Origin of the sequence: Streptomyces sp. A5-4 (genome assembly GCF_051131715.1) — a bacterium.
In the GTDB taxonomy this organism is placed as follows: Bacteria; Actinomycetota; Actinomycetes; order Streptomycetales; family Streptomycetaceae; genus Streptomyces.
The window spans coordinates 6,484,753-6,509,842 of the sequence record NZ_CP178591.1 but is presented as its reverse complement, the minus strand read 5'-3'; the positions used below and the strand labels follow the sequence as shown (position 1 = coordinate 6,509,842).

The following is a 25,090-nucleotide window of genomic DNA, read 5'->3' as shown; positions in this document are numbered from 1 at the left end:
CTGATGTCCCCTCGGGGGACGTGAGACGTGTCTGAACAAGAACCCGGCACTGCTTGCTCGGGGGTTCAAGCAGTGCCGGGTCCCTTTGATCAGCCTAGATGAAATTCCCGAAGTGTCGCAATACGGACACTTCGGGCGGCTACCCCGCACATCTGTGCCCAGGACCTCCGTGGAGCCTGCTCAGGACTACGGCGCGACCCGCCCGTTGCCGTTGAACGCGGCGTGCGTGAGGGGCATGAGTCCGGCCCAGTGCGCCTCCATCTGCTCCCCCACCATCTCGATCTCGCGCTGCGGGAAGGACGGGACCTTCGCCAGCTCGTGCTGGGTGCGCAGGCCGAGGAAGTGCATCAGCGAGCGCGCGTTGCACGTCGCGTACATCGAGGAGTAGAGACCGACGGGGAGGACCGCGCGGGCCACCTCACGGGCGACGCCGGCGGCGAGCATCTCCTGGTAGGCGTCGTACGACTGACGGTACGAGTCCTCCATGGCGCGGCCGGTGAGCTCCTGCTGGGCCTCGGTGCCGTCGACGAACTCGTACTTGCCGGGACGGCCCTGCTGGACGAGCTTGCGGGACGCTCCGGGTACGTAGAAGACCGGGTCGAGCTCCCGGTAGCGACCGGATTCCTCGTTGTACGACCAGCCGACGCGGTGCCGCATGAACTCGCGGAAGACGAAGATCGGGGCGCTGATGAAGAAGGTCATCGAGTTGTGCTCGAAGGGGCTGCCGTGGCGGTCCCGCATCAGGTAGTTGATGAGCCCCTTGGAGCGCTCCGGGTCCTTCGACAGCTCCTCCAGGGACTGCTCGCCCGCGGTGGAGACGCGGGCGGCCCACAGCACGTCGGAGTCGCCCGCGGTGTGCTTCACCAGCTCTACGGTGACTTCGCTGCGGAACGTGGGCTTGGCGGTCTCGGCGGGGGTGCCGTCAGGGGTCACAGTCACCTGCGGGGGTCCTTCCATTTGCGTCGCTCGGGCGACGCACACTCTACGGCGCGGCGCCGGTCCCGACGGCCCGTCCGATCCCGTTGGGCCACTCGGACATTCTTCTGCCAATTCCGGGAAATCGGGCACCAAGCAGCCGTTTTATACGTCTGTACCTGTAGACACCCCCCGTGAAAGATTTAAGGAGCCGCCCCATGCTGCGCCGGCGAGAGTCCGTCCCCTTCGCATTCGTTGCCGAGGCCGACCGATTCCGCAGTAATGTCACCCCACCTCCTCGCGAACGTGCCAGCGCCTCGCAGCGCTTCGGCAGTGTGCTGATCGGCATGACCGTCGTCGCCGGACTGGTCGGATCGTTGCTTTTCGGGCTTCCCGCCCTCGATCCCGCACAGTCTCCCGCCGCGACGCAGAAGTCCGAAGCCGCCGAAGGGCGGTGAATCGTGGTCGGTGACTCTTCCGGCCCCCCTGAGGTGGCCCGGCGAAGACCGCCTCGGTAGCCTCACCGGGCACAGCCGAATCGAGCGTGCTGGTGAGTGAGGATCAGTCGTGCCCCTGCCCTTCCTGACGGCCGACCGTGTTTTTGAAGCGCCCGGTGAGACGGCCGGAGATGTTGCGCTGCCTTTCGACGACCATGACCAATGGCGACGGCCCTACCGTCCCGGGCCGTGGCGCGTGGGAGCGGCGGCCCTTCTGTTGTTGCTGGCGTCGTTCGTTCTGCTGGCCGCGATGACCATTGCCTTTACCGGCGCCCTGCCGGGCGCCGGGATCTGTATGGGCATCGCCGTCGTGGTGATTGCCTGCGCCCTGCGGCTGCTGCGCGTCGGTGCCTGGGTCAGTCGGCACGGGCTGCGTCGCGTGAGCTTCTTCGTAACGACCACCGTGGCGTGGGACCGGGCGTCGACCGTGCGTACGGTCCAGCAGCCGGTCCGCTGGCTCGGGCTGCCGCGCGCCGTGCAGGGCCAGGCGCTGGTCCTCGTACGACCCGGTGGTGAACCGCTGCAGCTGCTCACCGATCACAACGCGGACTTCCTGTCGCGGGTCGAGGCCTTCGACCGGGCGGCCGACACGGTTGAGGCCTGGAGCGACGAGTACCGGCCCGTCTGAGCCGCGCAGAGCAGGCGAATGGGGGGCGTCCGACCGGGCGCCCCCCATTCGCGTGTATGCCAGGTCCGCGCGTGCTCCTACGCGCGTACCGCCCTGCTGTCGTGCAGGGCGATCGCGTGCTGCATCGCCTTGCGCGCCCGCGGGGTGTCCCGTGCGTCGTGGTACGCGACCGCGAGTCGGAACCAGGAGCGCCAGTCGTCCGGCGTGTCCTCGGTCTCCGCGCGGCGCCGGGCGAACACCTCGTCGGCGGAGTCACGGTCGATGCGCCCGCCCAGCGTACGTACCAACTCGTCCACCGGCAGACCGCCTTCGGCTTCCAGCTCGACGGCCAGCAGGTTCGCCTTGCGGGCGAACTGCGTGGTGTGCCACAGGAACCAGAGGCCGATGGCGGGCAGGATCAGCACCGCCACCCCGAAGGTGACGGTCAGCAGGGTGCCTTCCCGAATGAGCAGGTAACCGCGGGTGCCGACCAGGACGAAGTAGACGATCAGGACGGCGGCGAGGGTGAAGTACGTGATCTTTGCGCGCATGGCTGTTCGTGCCGTCAGTTCAGGTCGAGGAAGTTTTCCAGGCCGAAGGTGAGGCCGGGAGTGGTCACCACGCGGCGCACGCCGAGCAGGATGCCCGGCATGAAGCTGCTGTGGTGCAGGGAGTCGTGCCGGATGGTGAGGGTCTCGCCCTCACCGCCGAGGAGGACCTCCTGGTGGGCCAGGAGGCCGCGCAGGCGCACCGAGTGCACGGGGACACCGTCCACGTCCGCGCCACGGGCGCCGTCCAGCGCCGTGGTGGTGGCGTCGGGCTGAGGGGCGCTGCCGGCCTGCGCGCGCGCCGCCGCGATGAGCTGCGCGGTACGGGTCGCGGTGCCGGACGGGGCGTCGGCCTTGTTCGGGTGGTGCAGTTCGATGACCTCGACGGACTCGAAGTACGGCGCGGCCTGCTGCGCGAACTTCATGGTGAGGACCGCGCCGATGGAGAAGTTGGGCGCGATGAGCACACCGGTCCGCGGGTTGGCGTCGAGCCACGAGCCGAGCTGCGCGAGGCGTGTGTCGGTCCATCCGGTGGTGCCGACGACGGCGTGGATGCCGTGGCGCACACAGAAGTCGAGGTTGCCCATCACCGAGGTGGGGGTGGTCAGCTCGACGGCGACCTGGGCGCCGGCCTCAGCGAGGGCTTCCAGCTTGTCGCCCCGGCCGAGGGCCGCCACCAGCTCCATGTCGTCCGCGGCCTCGACGGCCCGTACCGCTTCGGAGCCGATACGGCCCTGCGCACCGAGAACGGCCACACGCAGCTTGCTCATTGCTTGCCTCTTTCCAGACGTCTTTCCGAACGACCCGGGCGACTTTCCGATCGACCCGAACGATCAGGCCGGCCCGAACGGTCGCTCGGACCGGCCGGACCGGCCCGACCTGCCTACGTGACTGATTCGTGCAGGCGGTCGGCCTGCTTGTCCTTCAGTGGACCGATGACCGACAGCGACGGCCTCTGTCCCAGCACCTCGGCGGCCACTTCCCGCACTTCGTCGGGGGTGACTGCCGCGATGCGGGCGAGCATGTCGTCGACGGACATCTGCTCGCCCCAGGCCAGCTCGCTCTTGCCAATGCGGTTCATCAGCGCACCGGTGTCCTCGAGACCGAGGACCGTCGAGCCGGCGAGCTGCCCGACGGCGCGGGCGATCTCCTCGTCCGGCAGTCCGTCGGATGCGACCTTGTCGAGCTCGTCGCGGCAGATCTTCAGTACGTCGTGGACCTGGCTGGGCCGGCAGCCCGCGTAGACGCCGAAGAGACCGCAGTCGGCGAAGCCCGAGGTGTACGAGTACACGCTGTAGGCCAGGCCGCGCTTCTCGCGTACCTCCTGGAAGAGACGCGAGCTCATGCCGCCGCCGAGGGCGGTGTTGAGCACGCCGAGTGCCCAGCGCCGGTCGTCGGTGCGGGCCAGACCCGGCATGCCGAGGACGACATGGGCCTGCTCGGTCTTGCGGTTCAGCAGTTCGACACGGCCCGCGGTGCGGATCGTGCGCGAGCCGTCGCGCGGGGCGAGCGGCACCGCGTCCGTACGGCCCAGTGCGCCGGCCTTCTCGAAGGCCTTGCGGACCTGGCGTACGACCGTGGCGTGATCCACGTTGCCCGCGGCCGCGACGACGAGGTGCGTCGGGTCGTAGTGCTTCTTGTAGAAGCGGCGGATCCGATCGGCCGTCAGCGCGTTGACGGTGTCGACGGTGCCCAGGACCGGGCGGCCGAGGGGCGTGTCGCCGAGCATGGTGTGCGCGAACAGGTCGTGCACGCAGTCGCCCGGGTCGTCCTCGGTCATCGCGATCTCTTCGAGGATGACACCGCGCTCGGCGTCGACGTCCGCTGGCTCGATGAGGGACCCCGTCAGCATGTCGCAGACGATGTCGATGGCGAGCGGGAGATCGGTGTCGAGCACCCGTGCGTAGTAGCAGGTGTACTCCTTCGCCGTGAAGGCGTTCATCTCCCCGCCGACCGCGTCGATGGCGGAGGAGATGTCGAGAGCACTGCGCTTCTTGGTGCCCTTGAAGAGGAGGTGCTCCAGGTAGTGCGTGGCGCCGTTCAGTGAGGGGGTCTCGTCGCGGGACCCCACATTCGCCCAGATACCGAAGGTCGCCGAGCGGACGGAGGGCAGGGTCTCGGTGACGATGCGCAGGCCCCCGGGGAGGGTGGTTCTGCGGACCGTGCCGATGCCGTCCTTGCCCTTGAGCAGTGTTTGGGTACGGGCGACGGCCCGCGCCTCCGAGGAGGCGCGGGCCGTCGTCACAGAACTACGGGACGTCACTTGTCGGTGTCGTCCTTCTCATCGGCGTCGGAAGCCTCTTCGCCCTCGATCACGGGGATCAGGGAGAGCTTGCCGCGGGAGTCGATCTCGGCGATCTCGACCTGGACCTTCTGGCCCACACCGAGGATGTCCTCGACGTTCTCCACGCGCTTGCCGCCGGCGAGCTTACGGATCTGCGAGATGTGCAGCAGACCGTCCTTGCCCGGCATGAGCGAGACGAACGCACCGAAGGTGGTGGTCTTGACGACCGTACCCAGGTAACGCTCGCCGACCTCCGGCATGGTCGGGTTGGCGATCTGGTTGATCGTCGCACGGGCGGCCTCGGCGGCCGGACCGTCGGAAGCACCGATGTAGATGGTGCCGTCATCCTCGACCGAGATGTCGGCGCCGGTGTCTTCCTGGATCTGGTTGATCATCTTGCCCTTGGGGCCGATGATCTCGCCGATCTTGTCCACGGGGATCTTGACGCTGATGACCCGGGGGGCGTTCGGGGACATCTCGTCCGGGACGTCGATGGCCTCGTTCATCACATCGAGGATGTGGAGGCGTGCGTCGCGGGCCTGCTTCAGCGCGGCGGCCAGGACCGAGGCGGGGATGCCGTCGAGCTTGGTGTCGAGCTGGAGCGCGGTGACGAAGGTCTTCGTACCGGCGACCTTGAAGTCCATGTCACCGAACGCGTCCTCCGCACCGAGGATGTCGGTGAGGGCGACGTAGTGCGTCTTGCCGTCGATCTCCTCCGAGATCAGACCCATGGCGATACCGGCGACGGCGGCCTTCAGCGGCACACCGGCGTTCAGCAGCGACATGGTGGAGGCGCAGACCGAGCCCATGGACGTCGAGCCGTTGGAGCCCAGCGCCTCGGAGACCTGGCGGATCGCGTACGGGAAGTCCTCGCGCGACGGCAGCACCGGCACGATGGCGCGCTCGGCGAGCGCTCCGTGGCCGATCTCGCGGCGCTTGGGCGAACCGACGCGACCCGTCTCACCGACGGAGTACGGCGGGAAGTTGTAGTTGTGCATGTAGCGCTTGCGGGTCACCGGGGAAAGAGTGTCCAGCTGCTGCTCCATACGGAGCATGTTCAGGGTGGTGACGCCCAGGATCTGGGTCTCGCCACGCTCGAACAGCGCCGAGCCGTGCACGCGCGGGATGGCCTCGACCTCGGCGGCGAGCGTACGGATGTCCGTGACGCCACGGCCGTCGATGCGGACCTTGTCCTTGATGACGCGCTCTCGGACGAGGGACTTCGTCAGCGCGCGGTACGCACCGGAAATCTCCTTCTCGCGGCCCTCGAACTGCGGGAGCAGCTTTCCGGCGGCGATCTCCTTGATGCGGTCCAGCTCGGCGTCACGGTCCTGCTTGCCGGCGATGGTGAGCGCCTGCGAAAGCTCGGACTTGACGGCGGCGGTCAGCGCCTCCAGGACGTCGTCCTGGTAGTCGAGGAAGACCGGGAAGTCACCGGTCGGCTTCGCGGCCTTGGCGGCGAGGTCCGACTGTGCCTTGCAGAGCGCCTTGATGAAGGGCTTCGCGGCTTCCAGACCGGCGGCGACGATCTCCTCGGTCGGGGCCTCGGCACCGTCCGCGACGAGCTGGATGGTCTTCTCGGTGGCCTCCGCCTCGACCATCATGATCGCGACGTCGCCGTCGTCCAGGACGCGGCCCGCGACCACCATGTCGAAGACTGCGTCCTCGAGCTCGGTGTGCGTCGGGAAGGCGACCCACTGGCCCTTGATCAGGGCGACGCGGGTGGCGCCGATCGGGCCGGAGAAGGGCAGGCCCGCCAGGATCGTGGAGCAGGAGGCGGCGTTGATCGCGACCACGTCGTACAGGTGGTCGGGGTTGAGCGCCATGATCGTCTCGACGATCTGGATCTCGTTGCGCAGGCCCTTCTTGAAGGAGGGGCGCAGCGGCCGGTCGATCAGGCGGCAGGTGAGGATCGCGTCCTCGGAGGGCCGGCCCTCACGGCGGAAGAAGGAGCCGGGGATCTTGCCGGCCGAGTACATCCGCTCCTCGACGTCCACCGTGAGGGGGAAGAAGTCGAGATTTTCCTTGGGCTTCTTGGAAGCGGTGGTGGCCGACATCACCATGGTGTCGTCGTCCAGGTACGCCACGGCGGAACCGGCGGCCTGCTTGGCCAGCCGGCCCGTCTCGAAGCGGATGGTGCGGGTGCCGAAAGTACCGTTGTCAATAACGGCCTCGGCGTAGTGGGTCTCGTTCTCCACTAGCGTTATCTCCTCGTCTTCGTCCCCTGGCCCGTGTGGCGGAGGGACGGTGGCGGAGAAGCGCTTCCAACTGCGGGCCGGTCTTCGATCGAAGCTCCCGGGGTGTGTGATCCGGGGGCCACTACCGAGGACCGGCGGCTGGGAAGCCGCTTCTCGCTCGTACTGTGTTTCGTTGTACGAACCAGACTACTGAGCGTCCGGTACGTCTCGCACGTACAGCAAAGGGAGCGGTCCCCCAGAATTGGGAACCGCTCCCTTCACGACGTCCGTCTTACTTGGCGCCGCCGGCCGCACCGCGGCGGATGCCGAGGCGCTCGACCAGGGCACGGAAGCGCTGGATGTCCTTCTTGGCCAGGTACTGAAGGAGGCGGCGACGCTGGCCGACCAGGATCAGCAGACCACGACGCGAGTGGTGGTCGTGCTTGTGGACCTTCAGGTGCTCGGTCAGGTCCGAGATACGGCGCGAAAGCATGGCGACCTGGACCTCGGGGGAGCCGGTGTCGCCTTCCTTCTGGGCGAACTCGGTCATGATCTGGTTCTTCGTTACGGCGTCGAGCGGCACGCGTACTCCTCTTGGTCTTCGTGGCTTCCGAGTGCCCCAGGTCTAGTTCTCTGGGGAGCTTCCATCTACTCGGGAGCGGGGGTCCGTCGAGCGCAGTCCGCACAGTCCTTGTCGGGACTGCGGCGGACGCGTACACAGACGGCCACTACGCAGAGTACCAGCCAGTCAGGAGGTCATCGCACGGATGGAGTGGTAGACGTCGAAGACCGCCAGGCACAAGGGTACGAGTGACAGCAGCACGCACGCTTCCGCGATCTCCAGGGAGCGGCCCCAGAAGGGGGTGACGCCCTTGCGCGGCACGATCAGCCCGATGGCGGTGATCAGTGCGGCGACGGCGGCGACCGTGGCGGCGAGCCAGACCGTACGGACGTCGAGCCCCGCGCCCTCACCCTTCAGGGCCTCCCGGACGAGACCTTCGGGCGGGTTCAGCGCCAGGCCGAGCCCGAGCAGCACCAGGGCGCCGAGGCCCGCGGCCAGGGCGCAGCCGACCTGCGCGGTGTATCGGAAGAGGTGGGCGCGCGTCAGCATGGCCAGGCCCGTGGTGAGGGCGAGCAGCTGCCCCCACAGGCTGTCGGAGAATCCGAGCACCGCGGCGGCGCCCACGGCCACCAGGGCGCAGCCGCCGACCAGGCCGACCAGCAGCTCGTGGCCGCGCCTGGCCTGGGCGGCGATGCGCTCGCCGTCGACCGGGCCGGGCGGCTCGGGGTCGCCCCCGTAGCCGCCGGCGCTCGTGCGGGGCGGCTCGAAGCCGATGGGGAGGCGGGCGAAGCGGGTGGAGAGGCCGGGCAGGAAGGCGAGGGCTCCGACGGCGAGCGGGGAGCACACAGCCGCGGTCTCGACGGGCTTCATGCCGGTCGCGATGGCGGCGAAGGTGACCAGCAGGCCGACGGCCGCGGCGAAGACGAAGGCGACGAAGGGCCCGTCCCCGGCGGGGGCGACGATCATCAGGATCACCGCGGCGACCAGCACGGCGGTGCAGGCCAGCAGGAACTGCAGCCTGCCGATGCCCTGGCCGGCCGCGAGCGGGAGCAGCCCGGCGCCGGCGACCGCGGCGTTCGCCAGCGACCCGATGCCCAGCGCGACGGCGGAGCCCCGGTCGTCGTAGACCCGTGCGCGTACGCCGGCGAGGGCGAGCAGCAGTACCGCGGTGACGGCGGCGAGGACGCCCGGGAGGCCGTGCATGTCGTGCCGGGGGTCGGCGGTCCACAGCACGAAGGCGAGCAGGACGAGCAGGACGGATCCGCCGAGGAGACCGGCGGCGCGCATCAGGCGGTCGTTCCACAGGGTGCGGTCGCGGGCCACGGCGGAGGCGACGGCGTCGGAGACGTCGTCGAAGACCGCCGGGGGCAGCGACTCGGCGAAGGGGCGCAGCGAGAGGAGCTCGCCGTCGAGGATGCGCTGGGCGAGCAGGGAGCGCGTGCTGTCCAGCACGGTGCCGTCGCGGCGCACCAGGTGGTAGCCGACGGGGGCGCCCGGCGCGGGGCCCTGACCGGAAAGCCGGAGGATCTCCGGGTGGAGGTCGGCGACGGGGACGTCGTCGGGCAGGGCCACGTCGACGCGTCCGTCGGGCGCTACGACGGTGACGCGGCAGAACCCCGTTCCGCTGCTGGACGGTGTCGCGGGAGCCGGGTGACCGGCTCCGGTGGCTGCCGCTCGGGCCGTCATGCTCACCTGCTGCTCCCCCTGTGCTGTTCACGTGTGGTGATCCGTGCTGTTCAAGTGTGTTGATTGCGTGTGGCGTTCCGGGTGATCGCCTCTGGTCATGGATCGTGAGCTTCGCGCCCCGTCCCTAATGACCGTTATTTTGCAGTAGTTCGCGGTTGCGCACACGCGTCGCGTCACCTTATCGCCAACCGGTCAACGGTCGCGCCAGTAAGATCCATCCGCGGACAGGACCCGTCGCCACGGGGCGCCGAAAGGAACTTTTCTGTCCGGCAAGGGAATTGGTGAGCTGTGAGCCAGATCGTCGTCAAGCGCCCTCCGCGGGCTCTGCCCACCGAAGTACCTGATGATCAGGTGCAGTTGCAACCACCGCCCGAACTGCCCAGAGGGCAGCAGGAGGGCGCCTTGATGCAGTTGTTGCCGATGCTCGGCATGGGCGGAAGCGTCGTCTTCTTCTTCATGACGCCGAACCCGATCATGCGGATCATGGGCATGATCATGATCGCTTCGACGGTCGCCATGGCCATCGCGATGCTGGTGCGCCACCGGCGCGGCACCCAGGGCCAACTCGCCGACATGCGGCGCGACTACCTGAAGTACCTGACGCAGACCAGACGTACGGTACTGAGGACCGCTCACCTCCAGCGTGACGCGCAGTTCTATCTGCACCCCTCCCCCGAGCAGCTGTGGGCGCTGGTCGCCGAGGGCAGCCGGGTGTGGGAACGCCGGATCGGCGACGCCGATTTCGGGCAGGTGCGTATCGGACTCGGCAGCCAGCAGCTCGCCACCCCGCTCGTCGCCCCCGAAACCGCGCCGGTGGACGATCTGGAGCCGCTGACCGCGGGGGCCATGCAGCAGTTCCTGTCGGCGCACGGCACGCTGGACGGCCTGCCCATGGCCGTCTCGCTCCGCGCCTTCTACCACTTGACGATAAGCGGCGACGTGCAGTCCGTACGTTCCACGGCACGCGCCATGATCGGCTCCCTCACCTCCCTGCACTCCCCAGAGGACCTGGTCGTCGCCATCGCCACGGGGCCCGACGCGGCCCCTCACTGGGAGTGGGCGAAGTGGCTCCCCCACGTACAGGCCCCGGGCGAAGGTGACGGTGCGGGCAGCCGACGCCTGATCACCACCGACGCGCAGGACCTGGACGGAATGCTGGCCGCGCGTTTGGACGGCCGGCCGCGCTTCCAGTCGGGCGGACATCCGCTGCTGGAGCAGCCGCACATCGTCGTCGTACTCGACGGCCGGTCAGTGCCGGGCCTGTCCGCGCTGGCGGCGGCCGAAGGGCTGCAGGGCGTAACGGTCATTGAGGTGGTTCCCGGCGAAGTTGACGGGGCGCGCGGCGGGCTGTCCGTGGTGGTGCACCCGGACTCGCTGCAACTGGAGTCGGGGCACGGCCACGTCTACGACGGGGTGCCGGACCGACTGAGCGGCGAGGCCGCTGAGGCACTGGCACGTCAACTCGCGCCGCTACAGATGGCGAGCGGTGGAGACGACGACGAACCACTGCTCGCCAACCTGGAGTTCACCGACCTGCTGAACCTGGGCGACGCGGCGTCCGTCGACGTGAGCCGCACCTGGCGCCCCCGCTCCCAGGCGGAGCGGCTTCGCGTGCCGATCGGCGTCGGCGAGGACGGCGCTCCGGTGATGCTGGACCTCAAGGAGGCCGCGCAGGAGGGCATGGGGCCGCACGGCTTGTGTGTGGGCGCCACCGGCTCGGGCAAGTCCGAACTGCTGCGTACGCTCGTACTCGGCCTTGCCGTCACCCACTCCTCGGAGACCCTCAACTTCGTCCTCGCGGACTTCAAGGGCGGCGCGACCTTCGCCGGCATGTCGCAGATGCCGCACGTCGCCGCGGTACTCACCAACCTCGCGGACGATCTGACCCTCGTTGACCGCATGGGTGACTCCATCCGCGGCGAGCTCAACCGCCGGCAAGAGATGCTGCGCGACGCGGGCAACTACGCGAACATCCACGACTACGAGAAGGCACGGGCCGCGGGCGCCCCCCTGCAGCCCATTCCCTCCCTTGTCCTGGTGATCGACGAGTTCAGTGAACTCCTCACCGCCATGCCGGACTTCATCGAGATGTTCGTACAGATCGGCCGGATCGGGCGCTCCCTGGGTGTGCATCTGCTGCTCGCGTCGCAGCGCCTGGAGGAGGGCCGGCTGCGCGGTCTGGAGACGTATCTGTCGTACCGGATCGGGCTGCGGACCTTCTCCGCGGCCGAGTCGCGCGCGGCGCTGGGCGTCCCCGACGCGTACACGCTGCCCAACGTCCCCGGCTCCGGCTTCCTGAAGTTCGGCACGGACGAGATGGTGCGGTTCAAGGCGGCGTACGTCTCCGGGGTGTACCGCGCGAACCTCGATCAGCGCGCGGCGCTCGGCGGGCCGCTTCCGGTGGACCGCAGGCCCATGCCGTTCACGGCTGCGCCGGTGCCGGTCCGTTACGTCGCTCCGGACATCCGGAGTCTCGTACCGGACGCGCGCACCACGGAGGACGACGCGCTGGCCGACACCGTGCTCGATGTGATCGTGCGGCGGCTGGAGGGGCGGGGCGCGGAGGCGCACCAGGTGTGGTTGCCCCCGCTCGACAGCCCGCCGCCGCTGGACGAGCTGCTGCCCGGGCTCGCGGGTGTGCAGAGGCGCGGGCTGACGCAGCCCGGGTTCGAGGGGGCGGGCAGGCTCGTCGTACCGCTGGGTGTGGTCGACAAGCCGTTCGAGCAGCGCCGCGACACGCTGTACCGGGACTTCTCCGGGGCAGCCGGCCATATGCAGATCGTCGGTGGCCCGCAGTCCGGCAAGTCGACGCTGCTGCGGACGCTCATCTCGTCCTTCGCGCTGACGCACACGCCGCAGGAAGTGCAGTTCTACGCACTGGACTTCGGCGGCGGCGGCATGATGTCGATCGCCGGTCTGCCGCATGTCGGCGGAGTCGCGTCACGGCTCGACCCCGAGCGGGTACGACGTACGGTCTCCGAGGTCTACGGCATCCTGGCGCGGCGCGAGGAGTACTTCCGCAGTGCGGGCATCGACTCCATCGCCACTTTCCGCAGGCTGCGGGCGCGCGGCGACATCTCGGTCACCGAGCAGCCGTGGGGCGACGTGTTCCTGGTCATCGACGGCTGGGGCAACTTCCGCACGGACTACGAGGGCCTGGAGCAGCTGGTCCTGGACATCGCGGCGCGCGGACTCGGGTACGGCATCCATGTGGTTCTCACCGCGTCACGCTCGATGGAGGTGCGCGCGAACCTCAAGGACCACCTGATGAACCGCCTCGAACTGCGGCTCGGCGACACCATGGACTCCGAGCTCGACCGCAAGTTCGCGGTCAATGTGCCGGCGGGTGTGCCGGGGCGCGGCCTGACGCCGGAGAAGCTGCACTTCATGGCGGCGGTGCCACGGATCGACGGCATCAACTCCGACAGCGACCTGTCTGAGGCCACGGCCGCCATGACACAGGAGGCCGCGCGGCACTGGACGGGGCCGGGGGCGCCCGCGGTGCGCCTGCTGCCGCGCGAGCTGCCGGTGTCGGAACTGCCCGCGGGCCACGCCGTCCCGGAGCGCGGAATCGCCTTCGGTATCGACGAGAACAATCTGGAGCCGGTCTTCGTCGACTTCGAGCACGACCCCTTCTTCCTGGTGTTCGGCGAGAGCGAGTCGGGCAAGTCGAATCTGCTGCGGCTGCTCATCAAGCAGCTGAGCGAGCGGTACGACGGCAACGCCTGCAAGCTCTTCGTGATCGACAACCGGCGCGCGCTGCTCGACGTGACCCCGCCGACGCACCTGGCGGAGTACGTGCCCATGTCCAACAACATGGAGCACCACGTGGACGCCCTCCTGGACCTGATGCAGCGCCGCACCCCGTCGGCCGACGTCACGGCGCAGCAACTGCGGGAGCGCAGCTGGTGGCAGGGGCCGACGGTGTACGTGGTTGTCGACGACTATGACCTGGTGTCCACGTCGAGTGGAAACCCGCTGGCCAGGCTCACGGAACTGCTGCCGTTCGCGCGGGACGTGGGCGTGCGGTTCATCATCGCCCGCAGCTCGGCGGGGGCCAGTAGGTCGGCGTACGAGCCCTTCATGCAACGGATGATGGAGCTGGGCGCGCAGGGTGTGATGCTCTCCGGCGACCCGAACGAGGGTGACATCTTCGGCAACGTACGCCCGCGTCCGATGCCTGCGGGGCGGGGCGTCTTCGTGTCGCGGCGGCGGGGGAAGCCGCTGGTGCAGACGGGGTTCATGGGGGGTGGGGAGGGGTGATCGGGCTCGGTGTTTTCACTGCCCTGCTGGCCCTCACACTTCTGCTGATGGGCCTGTCCGACCAGCGGAGGATGTGGTGGAGGTTCCAGGCCCGACGGTTTCGGAACCCCAATGCGAACGAACCGTCGGACTCGGCGTTCAGGGTGCAGCGGATCCTGCTGCTCGGCGTCGCGGTCGGCGTGGCCGCCGTGTGCATCCAGGTCTTCGCCTCGACTGTGGAGTCCCGCCCCGGACGGGGACGAGGTACGGGGCTGGGTGGAGTCGGCTGCGGACGGGCTTGAGAGCGACAGTCCCAAACACAGGTTTCCCGACAACCCGGACCGGACCCGGACGAGCGCGGGGGCTCGTGGGGCGAGTACATCAATGCGGACCTGCGCGAGTCCGGCCTGGACGCCCCGACGGCGAACCTGGCGTCCGAGTCCGGTTCCTGGAGCGGCAAGTCAGGAAGCGCCGAGCGCTATCAAGTGGGCAGCACGGACGGCGAGATGTGCCTGACGGTCACCGCGCGACCGCTGGCCGGGCAACCGGAGCCCGACAGTGGCTTTTTGGACTCGCGGCTGTACACGCTCAAGACGCGGGTCGCAGGCGGCGTCTGCGAGTAACCGCAGGCCGTTCCCGGTGCGCCTTGCCGGGACGGTCCGGAATATGACCATCGACAGCACACACGGGGGAAGGAACCCACGGATGGCTTGGGACGAGTGGGAGCAGCTGAAGGCCGACGCGGCCGAGAGGCAGTCGTCGGGAATGCAGCTGAATCAACTCCCGGCCGATGGTGGCGGAGGCAGCACGGGAGGCCAGGGAGATCTGGTCGTTCATGATGACGAATTGGGCAAGTTGGGAAATATGGCCTACAGCCTTCGTGAAGGGCTGCGCGTGGATGCAGATCACGCGCGCCAGAACACCTTCAATGCCTCGATATCGCTCTTCAATGATGGACTCGACATGGGCTCGGCCCTCACCCAGCTGCACGATGCTTGGAACAGCCAGCTGGGAACACTCAAAGGGGCCTGCGCACACATCCCCAACCATCTCGACTTCACCCGTGCTCAGCACGCGAAGGACGAGGTCAAGGTGCAGACCGAAATGCACAATGCGGCTGGTGACCTCATGAGCGTCTCGCGCATTCAGGACTACATAAAGTAACGGGTGATACGCATGCTGAACGTTCCACAACTGACCAACTTGCGGTTGGGGAGCCTGAAGTCCGCAGTCACTGACTGGGAACAGATGACCGTCAAACTTCGAAGGCTCGCCACCGGCAGCGGCGGGGAGACCAGCGCTGCAGACCTCAAAGCCAAGGCCGAGGCTGCGGACTGGCGCGGTGCCAACGCCACAGTGACGAAGGTTTTTGGTGACTCAGACCGCTGGCGAATTCAGCGATGTGGTCACTGAAGCCGACAGCATCCACAAGGTCCTGCGAGACTCTCACACTGCCTTCAAAAAGCACCAGGAAGACCTACGGGCAGCCGTCGACAAATGGACGAAGAAGAACGTCTATATCAGCGACAACGGTGGCGCCTCCTCCGCTGCTCCTCCCGGTGCGGTGGCCGGCAAGGCCAAGATTGACGCGCCGACCCAGGAGGACTGTGACCACGCTGTCGCGGAGATTGGCAAGGAACACGGCATGTCCCGCGAAGATGTGCGGAATCTGTCAAGTGATTCGGAGCATGCGTACAACGATGGGGCAGATCTTTCCGATACCGATAACACCAAGGGGTGAAGCGGATGAGGAAATCTGCCGCAACCGCAACGTTCTTGACCATCCTGCTCACGGTCAGTGCATGCAGTTCAGGAGAAGCAAAGTCCGATCCGGAATCCGTCACCGCTGAGAGCCGTACCTGCGAAGAGGTATTGGGTGATGCAGGTGTCGACTGGCTCAAGGACAAGGCCGGGTCCGATCGACTTCTCATGAGAGAGACGAACGACCAGCAGCAGGCACGAGCATTGATCTACAAGCAGATGCGCAGCTGGGAGCCGAAGGACAGCGCCGATACGTATGACCCCTACTCTTTCACTGATGCCCACGTGTGCGGGGCCGGCAAGAAGGACGACGAGTCCGGCGCGAAGTTCAACCTTCGCTACGATGCTTCGCAATACCCGTTCTCCGAGATTCCTGGCGACGAAGGTAAAGCCCCCGCACCCGGCAACGCCGACGTCAAATTCGCCGTCCGGCAAGATCGCGGCAGTTCAACTGCCTACACGGTCTACTTCAAGTGCGCCATTCCCGGCGCCCGTCCGGAGCAAGAAGAGCAGCTCCCGATCGCGGCAATCATGACGGACACGTTGACCGGCGATCGGGATTCCGGGGTACATTTCCGCCACCTTTTGCACTCCGTCCAGGTGATGGCCCGCACGCTCGACTGCCAGAACAAGCCCGACATACCGACAGAGCCCCCCTCTTCCGTCAAGTAACGCGATCGGCCTGACTAACACTGACCTCGGGTACGAGCACATCAGCGGATTCGGGCCCCTCTGGCAGCACCCGCCGGAGGGGCCATCACCGGGGCGAGCGCCGGCTTCGACAGCGCCTCAGCCAGCGATGCCCAAATGTTCGGGCCAACACCTCAGCGATCGCTACCACCCGCATCTCCTCTACACCGGATTGAGGCCCCATTGAAATGCAAAGAGAAGACAAGAAGACACACTGTCAGACTATTTGTTTCAGTTTCTGGAATATTGGCCTTCAGCCTGTGCTCCTCTTCATGCTCAGCACCGGAACGAGAATACGAAACACCTAGTTCACTTTGCGGCACGCCGGTACCGTCCACCCTTCTCGAATCACTGCTGCCTCCCGGGAAAGAAATTTCGCTAAGGCCTGGCATCAAGATGGATGGAATCGAGCGTTGCCGTATCTACATAGACGACAAGGAAGCCCTCTCCGCCAGCATCGAGTGGACGAAAAGGGGTACTTCACTGCTGGAAGTGGCCGCACAGCCACACGGCGTCGAACCTGGTGACCAACTGTCAAAAGACGGGCGCTACATATACTCAAAGACTGGTGCTGCAGGAAAAGTAACCTGCTCAAATCCGATCAAGGAAGACAGCACACTATTCACGGCGATAAGGATCTCCGGAGCCAGCACACCTGATGAATCAGCCATGCTGGAGCTCATCAGGGGATACTCCGAAGGAGTGGCGGCCTCCACCAAGTGCTGAGGAGGAATTGGTAATTCTTCTGACGGGAGCATGCCTTCGACTGCGAAGCATCTCTCTGGTAATCCGAAGAGGAAGAATGGGCATGGCCGCCAGAGGTAAAAAATACACAATCCCTCTTGTATTGCTAGGCGTTACAGTCTGCTCGGGGGGAGCCGCCGCGTACCTGCTGAAGATCCCGCCTTTCAAGCAGCCGGGTGAATTTCGGGAGAGTGCCATTTGCCAATCGCTCGGCAGATCCACAAGGCTAATTCCTGCATTGAGTCAGACGCTACCCGCCGAATCCACATACAAATTTGACGATGCCTTGTTGGAACCACGGGTCGGAGGCAATGGCAGGTATTCAACCTCCTGCTTCGTCAGAGGGCAGGAAGACCTTCTCCTCAGCGCGCGGACCGAGATGATGCGTGAAGAGTCATCGGAGAGTTGGACACGCAGCAAGGTATTCAACAACCAGAAAGACAAGGGGGGAAGTCTTGAGGCCTTCGGAATGGACGTCAAAGGCCTCGCTTCGGCGAGCAAAGCGGCAATCCTTGTTCCCTGTGAACCAGCCGGCCAGATCCCCGGGGGGCCGTACAGCCTCGGCATCATTGTCGACTTGAAGAAGCCAGGAACATCAAATGATAAAGAAATCCGTCAGAGCTTGATAACTCTGACCCTCAGCGCGGCACAATACGCTCACAAGAATGCCGAGTGCGACCTCCCACCAACCTTCGCAACGGCACCTGAGCGAGAGCCGGGCCAGGCCGGGCCGGGGTGATGTATGCCCCGAGCGGAAGCGGGTCGTGACGTAGGCGTTCCATGCACGAACTTGCCGGACGTATCTGGACGAGACGAGCGGCATGTAGGGGCTAGCGACGCAGGCAATCGTCAGTGAGGTGCAAGAACAGGGTGGGCAACTCCCGCGCATGCCCACCCTGTTACTTCGCGACGCTACCGCTCAGTGGAAGGCCTGCGCGCCCTTGATGTCTCCGGCCTTGTAGTCGGGGGCCGCCCTCTGGACCGCCTGCGAGATCTGGATGAGGGAGGTGTGGATCGCCTTGGCTTCCCTGTCCCAATCGCGCTGGGCGGTGTTGTACGCCTCCCGGGCCTCGCCTTCCCAGAGGTCGGAAAGCGTGGCGATCTTCGCCTGGATGGCATCGAGGCTTTGGTCGAGCCTGTCTGCCTGGGCCTTGATGTCCCTGGCCGCGTCGTCGAGCCGTGCGTACGTGACAACCGTGGTGCCGTCGTCATGCGCCATGAGGTCCTCCTGGACTTGTTTCCGCTTGTGGTGTGGCGGCCGAGCGCGAGCTCTTGCCGCCGCTGAACATCAGTACTTGTTGAGGTTGGAAGTTGCCCTCTCCGCCCCCGCGTCACCCGAGTAGCCTTCGGCCACATCAATGCCCTTCAGGGCTGCCTCGACCTCGTCCTCGGTGTTGCCGGAAATGGTGCGAGCGGCCTGAATCGCTTCCTGGAACTTGAGCAGTAGTTTGCCGATCTTCACCATGTTGTTGTTGATCTGCGTCTGCTTCGCGTTGAACGCGCCGGCGCCGATCCCCTTCCAAGCACCTTCCAGGCTGTCAATCGTTGCCTGCAGGTTGTGCAGTTGCCTCTTGACGCTGTCGTAGTTGGTGGTGAGTTCGACTTGCAGCTGCCCGAGGGCTTGGCCGTTTACCTTCTGGACCGACATACGACGGTATTCCTCTCTACAGGGCCTCGTTGGGCCGTCATTTCACCAAGCGGTGGGTGGGCCAACGCGGCTGGTGAATGCTTAAGGGTGAGCGCCTGCGCTCAGATGCTGCGGCGTCTGCGGACCAGCACGAAAGCCCCTGCACCAAGGGCCAGTACGGCTGCGACGGCAGCTGCACCAAGGATCAGGCCACTCTGGCTGTCGTCGCCGGCCGTCCTGCTGGAGCCTGCCACGACGGTGTCGCTGCCCGGCTCGCCCTTCGAGTCTTGCGACGCGGAGGGTGCGGGCGAACCTGAGGGGCTGGACGCCTTCTCGTCGGTAAGAGGGTCGATGTCCGGCGCGCCGGGGTTGCCCTTGCCGTCAAGGATCACCTGGCCGGGACGGATAAGACCATGCCCCAGGTAATTACTGAGGGTGCCCGTCTTCCAGCCCCGGCCAGCCGTTTCGAAGAGAACGCGAAGTACCTGGTTCGCGGTCCAGTCCGGGTGCGCGGACCAGACCAGGGCCGCGGAGGCGGAGGCGATCGCGGTGGCTGCGCTGGTTCCGCCGTCACCGTCGCAGTAGCTTTGGAGTTCCTTGTCGCACCAGCGCGGAATGTTGTTTCCGGGGGAAGCGATATGGACGTTTCCACCATGCTGGGAATACTTCGCCACTGTGCCCTTTTCGTCGGCCGAGGCTACGCCGACGACTTCCGGATAGGCGGCTGGGTACTGCGCCTTGTTGCCTTCCTTGGCGTTATTTCCAGCAGCGGCGAAGAAGAGCTTGCCCTTGCTCTGGGCATACTTCACTGCCTCCTTACCTTTAGCGGTCATGTACTCGCCACTCCACGACATACTGATGATGCGGGCATCACTGTCCGCCGCAGCCCGGATGGCGTCTTCCTCATCCCAGGCATTCACCTTGCGCTTGCCGGAAAACGCTCCGTTGGCCACCCGCACAGGGATGATCTTGGCGCCTGGCGCAAGTCCCTGCAGACCGGCCCCCTTGCCAGTTCCCGCAATCAGCTCAGCCATGGTCGTCCCATGACCGCTGTAGTCATCCGTCGTCCCATCGGTTTCCGTAGCGTCAACGCCCTTCAGGACCTGTCCCCTGAGCGAAGGTGTTGACGGACTTACGCCCGAGTCGATGACGGCGACCTTGATGCCTTCGCCAGTGGTGGTCTTCCACATCTCCTTGGCCTGCATGGCGTCCAAGTACCACTGCTTCGACTGCACATCCGCCGCAGCTGCGACTGGGGCCGTACCGGCGACGGCGATGCTCCATGCACCAGCCAGAGCCAGCGTGCAGATCAGACTCCGCAGCCGAGCACGCGGCGCGGAGCGCCTCCGCTGTTGGCTCATTCCAGCTGTCACCTGAATTCCGAACCTTCCCTGTGCTTAGTCGATCACCGGCGGTACAGAGCCGCGTCGCCGCGCCGCCCATGTCTCTTCGTCTTCCGTCAAGTAGTCCGGACGCACCGATCCGGTGCATTCCTGCTCCTCGTCCCTGGGGCGCTGTTGCCCTGGGCGGCCACCGGCCAAGCCGGTACCCCCTGCGGTGAAGCCTCCTCCGCCGGACCGAGAGCCTGGGACGCCGCCACGGGGAGTACCGACGACTCCGTTCGAGCTGGGAGTACCCCGCCCTGTGGGTACGCCGTTCGCGGGGTTCGCCCCGATGACGCCGGACCGGCGGGGCTGCGCAGCTCCGCTCCGCCCCGGTGTCTTTGCCTCGGCACCGATGACGGTTCCACGTGGGATGCGTGATCCGGCCGTGCCCTGAGCGGCACGCTGCTGTGTGCCGCCTGCGATGCCGTCGCCGCGACCGGCGCGAGGGCCCGAGGCGCCGCCTGCGCCTGCACGTCCTGCCGTCGGCTGCCCTGCCGTGCCGGGCCGTCCGGCCATTGGGCTCTGGCCTCCGGCAACACCACCTGCGCGTCCAAACGCTGCGGCCCCGCTGCCCATGGCCCCGGGTCGACCGGATCCTGGAGTCTGGCCTGCCGCCCCGGGTCCGCCTGAACGTCCAGGCGTCGCGGTGCCACCGCCTGTGGTCCCCGGCCGCCCGCTGACTCCAGTTGCACCAGAGCGTCCCCCTGTCGAGGAGCCGGTTCCGGTAGCGCCGGACCGCCCCGGTGTCCCGATTCCCTGGCTGCCTGCTCGGCCCGACGCAGCCAAAGGTCGCTGCGCCCTGCCTTGGGTCGGTTTCACGAAGCTGCTCGCCACCTGCGGAAGCGGACCGCCTGGGGAGCCTACTGCTGTCGTGGTGGGCGAGGTCGGCGTAGCGACCGGCGATGAAGTGGGAGCCGGCGGCGCCGCAACGCTGTCGATCTCCATCGATGTGTTTCGCTCCGGAAGCGGCGTGACTGCGCCGGGAGCTTCTGCTCCAGAAACGCCGCCTGCGCCCCTCAAGGCGGGCTGATCCGGGCCCGAGTGATGTGTGGTGGCACCCGACGTCTGCTGTCCGTTGACACCCGATGTGTCAGCGCCCAGCGGGGCTTCCCCCTGGGCAGACTCCCTTTGTCTCCCGTCTTGCGACGGTCGTGGCACATCCGCCTTAAGCATCCCCGGAAACTTCGGCGGCTCCTGCCCCGCCAGCGTCTCTTCCGACACCGCGTAGAACGACGCCAGGCGGTTCATCTGGTTGATGGCCTCCTGGCGGTCCTTCTCCACCTTTACGGCCTTCTGGTAGTCCGGGTTGTCCTCGGTGCGCTCCGGAAGTTTGAAGTCGTCGGGGCGCTTCTGGACGAAGCGGCCGTCCCGGTCCGGCTTGGAGCTGCGTACCGAGGCCAGGCCCGTGCCCGCGACCGTGATCTGCGTGCCGGCAGCGTCCGCGAAGTCGCCCAGGAGGCCGGCGTGGGTGGCGAGGGAGAGGCCGAATCGGCGGAACTCTGTAGCGGCCTCGCCCTTCCACTCGACACTCGTGACGTAGTCCTTGAGCTCCCGTCCAGCATCCTTGAGCCCGTCCCTGGCCTTCCATAGGGCGGTGCCCGCGCTTTCCAGGTCTTCCGGGTTGGCGCTCTCGATGAGGTCGAGCATCTCGTTGAGTCGGCGGGATTCGAAGTTGGTGCGGCCTGTACGCGACCCGCCGCTGCACGAGCCCGTATCCGTCACGTCGAGTTGGGCATCGACTCTTGCCCGGTCCTGCTTGCCCGGAGTCTCGTCACTCATCGGTACCCCCCGGACGTGGACTTCTCATCGTTGGCCTTCGGCGTCTCGGACTTCGCGTCCTGCTGCTGCTCGCGCTGCTCTCGGCGTTCGTGCTGCTTCTCTTGCTCTCGGTCCAGACGACCCTGAATCGTGTGGAACCTGCGCCGCAGGTCCTCCTCAAGGTTATCGAAGCCGACCTCCGCACCGTGCACGGCGATGCTCAGCAGCTCTATCTGGTCCCCGAGCGACTTGGAGAGCGTGACGAGTTCCTCATGGACACGGTTGTACTGGCCGAAGAGCCCGTCCGCCTCGGTGAAAGGTGCGTTGCCACCGCTCAGGGACGCCCTGGAGATTCGCTGCGCGGCCACTTTGGTGCTGCCGCCCGCGCCGCCCTCGAAGTCCTTCAACAGCCCGTTCACACGCGTCTGGAACCGCTTCAGCGCGCCTACCCCCCGCTCAAGGTCGCTCCCCCCGCCCCTGCCCCCGCTTACATCGAGCATTGCGCTCGTGCCTCCCCGTTCCCCGTTTGCTCAATCTGCTGCACGTTGCGATCGCAGTGCCGCGAACGTCATTGATCACATGAGTGTCACTGTAGCCACTGACTGTGACAGTCCCAACTGGCATAACGCCCAGTCGCCTTCTCCCGTGAGTGACTTCAGGCACTACGCCCCGGACGCGCTCCGCGCCGCGCGTCGTCGCGCGTCGCGAAGAGCCACCGCGCCGCCCGTGATCGCGGCCACCAGGACGCCGCCGCCCACCACGACGTACGTGGCGAGGCGTTCCGTGCGCTCCTCCGGGGTTTCCCCCAGGTGGAGTTCGGCCGGTGTCGGCGCCTTCGCCCGGGTTACACCTTCATGAGCGACCGGGCGATCGATGGGTTTGTCGTCCTCCGTCAGAGCGCGTACCGGGTCGACCACGCCCCAGCCCACCAGACGGTCGTGGCCGGCCACCGATCGTTCCGCCGTCTGCTGGATCTGGGCGGTGACCTGCTGGTACGACCAGTTCTGGTGCTTGCTCCTGATGAGTGCCGCGATGCCCGCGATGTACGGCGCGGAGAAGCTCGTACCGTTGTCGGCGCAGTGGCCGCCGCCCGGGACGGTGGAGATCATATCGACGCCGGGGGCCGCGACGCCGACGAATTTGCCGGACTGCGAGAACGGCGCGCGCTCGTTGTTACGGTCCGAGGAGGCCACGGCCAGGACGCCCTTGTACGACGCCGGATAGGTCTCCTTGACGTTGCCACCCAGGCCGTCGTTGCCCGCCGATGCGACGACCACGATGTTCTGGGCCAGCGCCGCGTCCACCGCCTGTTCGAGGATGGGCGTGGGCTTCACCGCGTTGGCGGTGTCCTGCGAGATGTTGATGACATCGGCACGCGCCTGGATCGCGTAATTGATCGCAGCAGCAAGTGTTTTGGCCGTGCCGTTCCCCTCGGCGTCGTTCTGCTGGATGGGGATGATCGTCGCGTCGGGGGCCAGGCCGACGAATCCGGTGCCCTTCGCCGGGCGTGCGGCGATGATGCCCGCGATCTTGGTGCCGTGGCCCACCCTGTCCGTGGTGCCGTTCTCCTTGCCGCGTTCGAGCTTCTCGCCCTTCGTGTCCTTCGTGGGCAGCAGATTGCGGCCACTGCCGGTATCCACCGCGCGCTTGAGCTGGGGGTGCTTGATGTCAACGCCGGTGTCGATGACCGCGACCCGTACCCCCTTGCCGGTGGACTGCGTCCACAGCTCGTCGAGCAGTACGCGCTGAAGCGACCAGGGTCGGCCCTCGTACTTCTTTCCCGGGAAAGTGCACTGGGTACTCGAATCCGCCCCCGCGACGGGCATGGGCAGGACAAGGAAAGTCATCGCGGTGGCTGCCACGGTGGCGAACAGGCGGCGGGGTGCGAGTGGGGACGTACGCCTCATGTTCGGCCCGCCCCTCAGCCTCGTGTCCGGCCTGCTCTCCAGTCCCGTGTCCCGCCCGCTCCTCATGAGCCCTGCGGCTGGCGGGCCGCGCCGGTCGACAAGCGCGGGCCCGTCGGCAGGAGTTGGGACCAGGTGGCGGGAATCGGCGCCGGATTCACGTCCTTGTAGCCGAGTCTGCTCTGCGCCTCCTGCGACTCCTGCTGCCGCGCCAGCTTCTCCTTCTTCGAGCCGGAGGAACCGATGCCGGAGTCGTCCGTCGCACTGTCTCCGTTGGACTGCATGGCATAGCGCAGCCCCGTGTCAGTGACGAGGAAGAGGAAACCCGAGTCCGTCCTGGAACCCTGGAACTGGCGGAACAGCTGGCCCGATCCGGGAGTTACGTAGGCGCTGCTCGACCCGGTCGGCAGTGTCTGCGGGAAGTCCGTGCCCGCCCAGGTGCTCAGGTTGGTCGCGCCGCTGTCCTCGTCGACCCCGCGCAGAACGTTGCACACGGTGTTACGGCTGCCCTCGCCCGGGGGCGCCGAGTTGACCGCCACCGGGGCGTACCGCGGCCAGTCGTTGCTCTCCCCGAACGGCCGGCCCGGTCGGAAGAGAGCGGGGTTCACGGACTTCGCCCTGCCGTCCTTCGCCATGTCCGCCAGGGGCCGACTGCTGAGCAGGAGCTTCGCGGTGAAATCCGAGATCGGGGCGACCCTGCCCGCGAGGACCACGTACTGCTGACTCCCGGTCCCGTCGACCGCCTTGAGGACCGTGCCGACCCTGTTCAGGTCGGGCCCCAGATCGCCGGGGGCACCCGCGGCGACGCCGGGGGTGCCGGGGATCGTGGGGAACGTGATGGGGTCGCCCTTGTGGAGAGTGGCCAGCCAGGCCGCGGACACGCGTTGCGGGGTGCGGCGGTCGCCCACCACCTGACGCAGCAGCAGCTCGTCCTGCTCCACGGCGTATGCCTTGCCTGCGGCATCCACGATGTACCGGGTCCGGTCGGGGCCAGGTCCTTCGACGTACAACAGCTCACCGCCACCGAGCCGTTCGGAGCCCTCGGTCTTCTTCCGCTCGCGCTCGGCGAGGACGAACGCCGCCTTCTGGATGGCCCTGCCGCCCGCGCCCGGCCGCTCGCAGACCATCCAGCGTTTGACGGCGGCGGCCTCCTTGCTGTCCGGCAGCCGGTCGGGCCCGTAGGGGATGCCGAGGGTGGCGCCGTGCGGGATCTTTCCGCTGTCGAGCACCGACTCGTCGACGTTGGTGACCTTGCCCTTGTCCAGGTCGAGGAGCAGCTTCGCGGAGGACATGTTCAGGACCGGGTGGAGTTGCTTCTTGCCGTCGGTTTCCAACACCACGTACCGGGTGGTCGATTTGCTGGCGATAATGACGTTCTCGCCCGGCGTGTCCCACTGCTTGGGCGCGACCGGCTTGAACATCCCCCAGGCGCCGAAGCCCGCGAGGATCACCACGCCGACGATCGCTCCGGGCACCACCGCGCGCAGCGGGCGCGGCGCGCCCTCCTCCGAGCCGGTCGAGTTGGGCTGCACGAACTGCGCAATCAACCTCCGCTTCGCGAAGGTATAGGCGTTAAGTTCGTCCCGTCGTGATGCCATCTGTCCGCTTTCCCTATCCCCCACTGGACAACCGGGCCCCCTCGGCTCACTGAAGGGCCTGGCCTCGTACCGGTCCCCTACTATGCACGCCGCGTGTTCGGCATG

Annotated in this window: 21 protein-coding genes; 8 read left to right on the top strand and 13 right to left on the bottom strand. The window is 66.9% G+C overall.

The genetic code is table 11. The annotated features are described in order from the left end of the window. Positions 1-186 precede the first annotated feature (186 nt). The gene (gene thyX / locus ACLLJJ_RS30535) at positions 187-957 is read right to left on the bottom strand and encodes an FAD-dependent thymidylate synthase (protein WP_434597314.1); all 771 of its coding nucleotides are present in this window, start codon (positions 955-957) and stop codon (positions 187-189) included. 176 nt (positions 958-1,133) lie between these two features. On the opposite strand from thyX, the gene ACLLJJ_RS30530 reads away from it, so the two are divergent. Together ACLLJJ_RS30530 and ACLLJJ_RS30525 are read left to right on the top strand one after the other, a co-directional pair. Then, on the top strand, positions 1,134-1,373 hold the full coding sequence (locus tag ACLLJJ_RS30530; RefSeq protein ID WP_283522700.1) for a hypothetical protein: 240 nt from the start codon (positions 1,134-1,136) through the stop codon (positions 1,371-1,373). Positions 1,374-1,482: 109 nt separating this feature from the next. Then, positions 1,483-2,040, top strand: coding sequence for a hypothetical protein (locus ACLLJJ_RS30525; RefSeq protein ID WP_434597312.1), 558 nt, complete (start codon positions 1,483-1,485; stop codon positions 2,038-2,040). Positions 2,041-2,117: 77 nt separating this feature from the next. On the opposite strand, the gene ACLLJJ_RS30520 is transcribed toward ACLLJJ_RS30525, so the two are convergent. The 6 genes from ACLLJJ_RS30520 to eccD form a co-directional block, all read right to left on the bottom strand. Continuing rightward, a complete protein-coding gene (locus tag ACLLJJ_RS30520; RefSeq protein ID WP_434597310.1) occupies positions 2,118-2,570 on the bottom strand; it encodes a hypothetical protein in 453 nt (150 codons plus the stop codon). Between the two features lie 14 nt (positions 2,571-2,584). After that, positions 2,585-3,337, bottom strand: a complete 753-nt coding sequence (gene dapB / locus ACLLJJ_RS30515; protein ID WP_434597308.1) for a 4-hydroxy-tetrahydrodipicolinate reductase — start codon at positions 3,335-3,337, stop codon at positions 2,585-2,587. Positions 3,338-3,450: 113 nt separating this feature from the next. Then, positions 3,451-4,830: a M16 family metallopeptidase gene (locus ACLLJJ_RS30510; RefSeq protein ID WP_434597306.1), complete on the bottom strand. Its 1,380-nt coding sequence runs from the start codon at positions 4,828-4,830 to the stop codon at positions 3,451-3,453. Then, on the bottom strand, positions 4,827-7,049 hold the full coding sequence (locus tag ACLLJJ_RS30505; RefSeq protein WP_434597304.1) for a polyribonucleotide nucleotidyltransferase: 2,223 nt from the start codon (positions 7,047-7,049) through the stop codon (positions 4,827-4,829). Before ACLLJJ_RS30505 ends, ACLLJJ_RS30510 begins: the two co-directional genes overlap by 4 nt. A 271-nt stretch (positions 7,050-7,320) precedes the next feature. Next, on the bottom strand, positions 7,321-7,611 hold the full coding sequence (gene rpsO / locus ACLLJJ_RS30500) for a 30S ribosomal protein S15 (RefSeq protein WP_283522706.1): 291 nt from the start codon (positions 7,609-7,611) through the stop codon (positions 7,321-7,323). 165 nt (positions 7,612-7,776) lie between these two features. Further along, positions 7,777-9,276 carry a type VII secretion integral membrane protein EccD gene (gene eccD / locus ACLLJJ_RS30495; RefSeq protein WP_434600569.1) on the bottom strand — a complete coding sequence of 500 codons (1,500 nt, stop codon included), beginning with the start codon at positions 9,274-9,276 and terminating at the stop codon, positions 7,777-7,779. A gap of 288 nt (positions 9,277-9,564) precedes the next feature. On the opposite strand from eccD, the gene eccCa reads away from it, so the two are divergent. The 6 genes from eccCa (at position 9,565) to ACLLJJ_RS30465 (ending at position 17,452) form a co-directional block, all read left to right on the top strand. Beyond that, positions 9,565-13,539 carry a type VII secretion protein EccCa gene (gene eccCa / locus ACLLJJ_RS30490; RefSeq protein WP_434597302.1) on the top strand — a complete coding sequence of 1,325 codons (3,975 nt, stop codon included), beginning with the start codon at positions 9,565-9,567 and terminating at the stop codon, positions 13,537-13,539. A 684-nt stretch (positions 13,540-14,223) separates the two neighbouring features. After that, entirely contained in the window at positions 14,224-14,682 is a 459-nt protein-coding gene (locus tag ACLLJJ_RS30485) for a hypothetical protein (RefSeq protein ID WP_434600568.1), read from the top strand. Between the two features lie 208 nt (positions 14,683-14,890). After that, positions 14,891-15,259, top strand: a complete 369-nt coding sequence (locus ACLLJJ_RS30480; protein WP_434597300.1) for a hypothetical protein — start codon at positions 14,891-14,893, stop codon at positions 15,257-15,259. Positions 15,260-15,294: 35 nt separating this feature from the next. Next, positions 15,295-15,951 (top strand): hypothetical protein, encoded by a 657-nt coding sequence (locus ACLLJJ_RS30475; RefSeq protein WP_434597299.1) that lies wholly within the window; start codon positions 15,295-15,297, stop codon positions 15,949-15,951. 414 nt (positions 15,952-16,365) lie between these two features. Further along, positions 16,366-16,695, top strand: coding sequence for a hypothetical protein (locus ACLLJJ_RS30470; RefSeq protein ID WP_434597297.1), 330 nt, complete (start codon positions 16,366-16,368; stop codon positions 16,693-16,695). 82 nt (positions 16,696-16,777) lie between these two features. Further along, a complete protein-coding gene (locus ACLLJJ_RS30465; RefSeq protein ID WP_434597295.1) occupies positions 16,778-17,452 on the top strand; it encodes a hypothetical protein in 675 nt (224 codons plus the stop codon). Between the two features lie 180 nt (positions 17,453-17,632). Here ACLLJJ_RS30465 and ACLLJJ_RS30460 read toward each other — a convergent pair whose 3' ends face one another. The 6 genes from ACLLJJ_RS30460 to eccB form a co-directional block, all read right to left on the bottom strand. Continuing rightward, entirely contained in the window at positions 17,633-17,932 is a 300-nt protein-coding gene (locus ACLLJJ_RS30460; RefSeq protein ID WP_434597293.1) for a WXG100 family type VII secretion target, read from the bottom strand. A 69-nt stretch (positions 17,933-18,001) separates the two neighbouring features. After that, positions 18,002-18,361, bottom strand: a complete 360-nt coding sequence (locus ACLLJJ_RS30455) for a WXG100 family type VII secretion target (RefSeq protein ID WP_434597291.1) — start codon at positions 18,359-18,361, stop codon at positions 18,002-18,004. A gap of 101 nt (positions 18,362-18,462) precedes the next feature. Then, the gene (locus ACLLJJ_RS30450; protein WP_434597289.1) at positions 18,463-19,713 is read right to left on the bottom strand and encodes a S8 family serine peptidase; all 1,251 of its coding nucleotides are present in this window, start codon (positions 19,711-19,713) and stop codon (positions 18,463-18,465) included. A gap of 1,787 nt (positions 19,714-21,500) precedes the next feature. Continuing rightward, positions 21,501-21,983, bottom strand: coding sequence for a hypothetical protein (locus ACLLJJ_RS30445; RefSeq protein ID WP_434597287.1), 483 nt, complete (start codon positions 21,981-21,983; stop codon positions 21,501-21,503). A gap of 162 nt (positions 21,984-22,145) precedes the next feature. Beyond that, on the bottom strand, positions 22,146-23,390 hold the full coding sequence (gene mycP, locus ACLLJJ_RS30440; protein ID WP_434597285.1) for a type VII secretion-associated serine protease mycosin: 1,245 nt from the start codon (positions 23,388-23,390) through the stop codon (positions 22,146-22,148). A gap of 62 nt (positions 23,391-23,452) precedes the next feature. Further along, a complete protein-coding gene (gene eccB, locus ACLLJJ_RS30435; RefSeq protein WP_434597282.1) occupies positions 23,453-24,985 on the bottom strand; it encodes a type VII secretion protein EccB in 1,533 nt (510 codons plus the stop codon). Between the last annotated feature and the right edge of the window lie 105 nt (positions 24,986-25,090).

Excerpts from the sequence above, each read along its gene's own strand:
- thyX (WP_434597314.1), bottom strand. The coding sequence starts at position 957 with ATGGAAGGACCCCCGCAGGTGACTGTGACCCCTGACGGCACCCCCGCC.
- ACLLJJ_RS30530 (WP_283522700.1), top strand. The coding sequence starts at position 1,134 with ATGCTGCGCCGGCGAGAGTCCGTCCCCTTCGCATTCGTTGCCGAGGCC.
- ACLLJJ_RS30520 (WP_434597310.1), bottom strand. The coding sequence starts at position 2,570 with ATGCGCGCAAAGATCACGTACTTCACCCTCGCCGCCGTCCTGATCGTC.
- dapB (WP_434597308.1), bottom strand. The coding sequence starts at position 3,337 with ATGAGCAAGCTGCGTGTGGCCGTTCTCGGTGCGCAGGGCCGTATCGGC.
- eccD (WP_434600569.1), bottom strand. The coding sequence starts at position 9,276 with ATGACGGCCCGAGCGGCAGCCACCGGAGCCGGTCACCCGGCTCCCGCG.
- ACLLJJ_RS30485 (WP_434600568.1), top strand. The coding sequence starts at position 14,224 with ATGGCTTGGGACGAGTGGGAGCAGCTGAAGGCCGACGCGGCCGAGAGG.
- ACLLJJ_RS30470 (WP_434597297.1), top strand. The coding sequence starts at position 16,366 with ATGGATGGAATCGAGCGTTGCCGTATCTACATAGACGACAAGGAAGCC.
- ACLLJJ_RS30465 (WP_434597295.1), top strand. The coding sequence starts at position 16,778 with ATGGCCGCCAGAGGTAAAAAATACACAATCCCTCTTGTATTGCTAGGC.
- ACLLJJ_RS30460 (WP_434597293.1), bottom strand. The coding sequence starts at position 17,932 with ATGGCGCATGACGACGGCACCACGGTTGTCACGTACGCACGGCTCGAC.
- ACLLJJ_RS30455 (WP_434597291.1), bottom strand. The coding sequence starts at position 18,361 with ATGTCGGTCCAGAAGGTAAACGGCCAAGCCCTCGGGCAGCTGCAAGTC.
- ACLLJJ_RS30445 (WP_434597287.1), bottom strand. The coding sequence starts at position 21,983 with ATGCTCGATGTAAGCGGGGGCAGGGGCGGGGGGAGCGACCTTGAGCGG.
- mycP (WP_434597285.1), bottom strand. The coding sequence starts at position 23,390 with ATGAGGCGTACGTCCCCACTCGCACCCCGCCGCCTGTTCGCCACCGTG.
- eccB (WP_434597282.1), bottom strand. The coding sequence starts at position 24,985 with ATGGCATCACGACGGGACGAACTTAACGCCTATACCTTCGCGAAGCGG.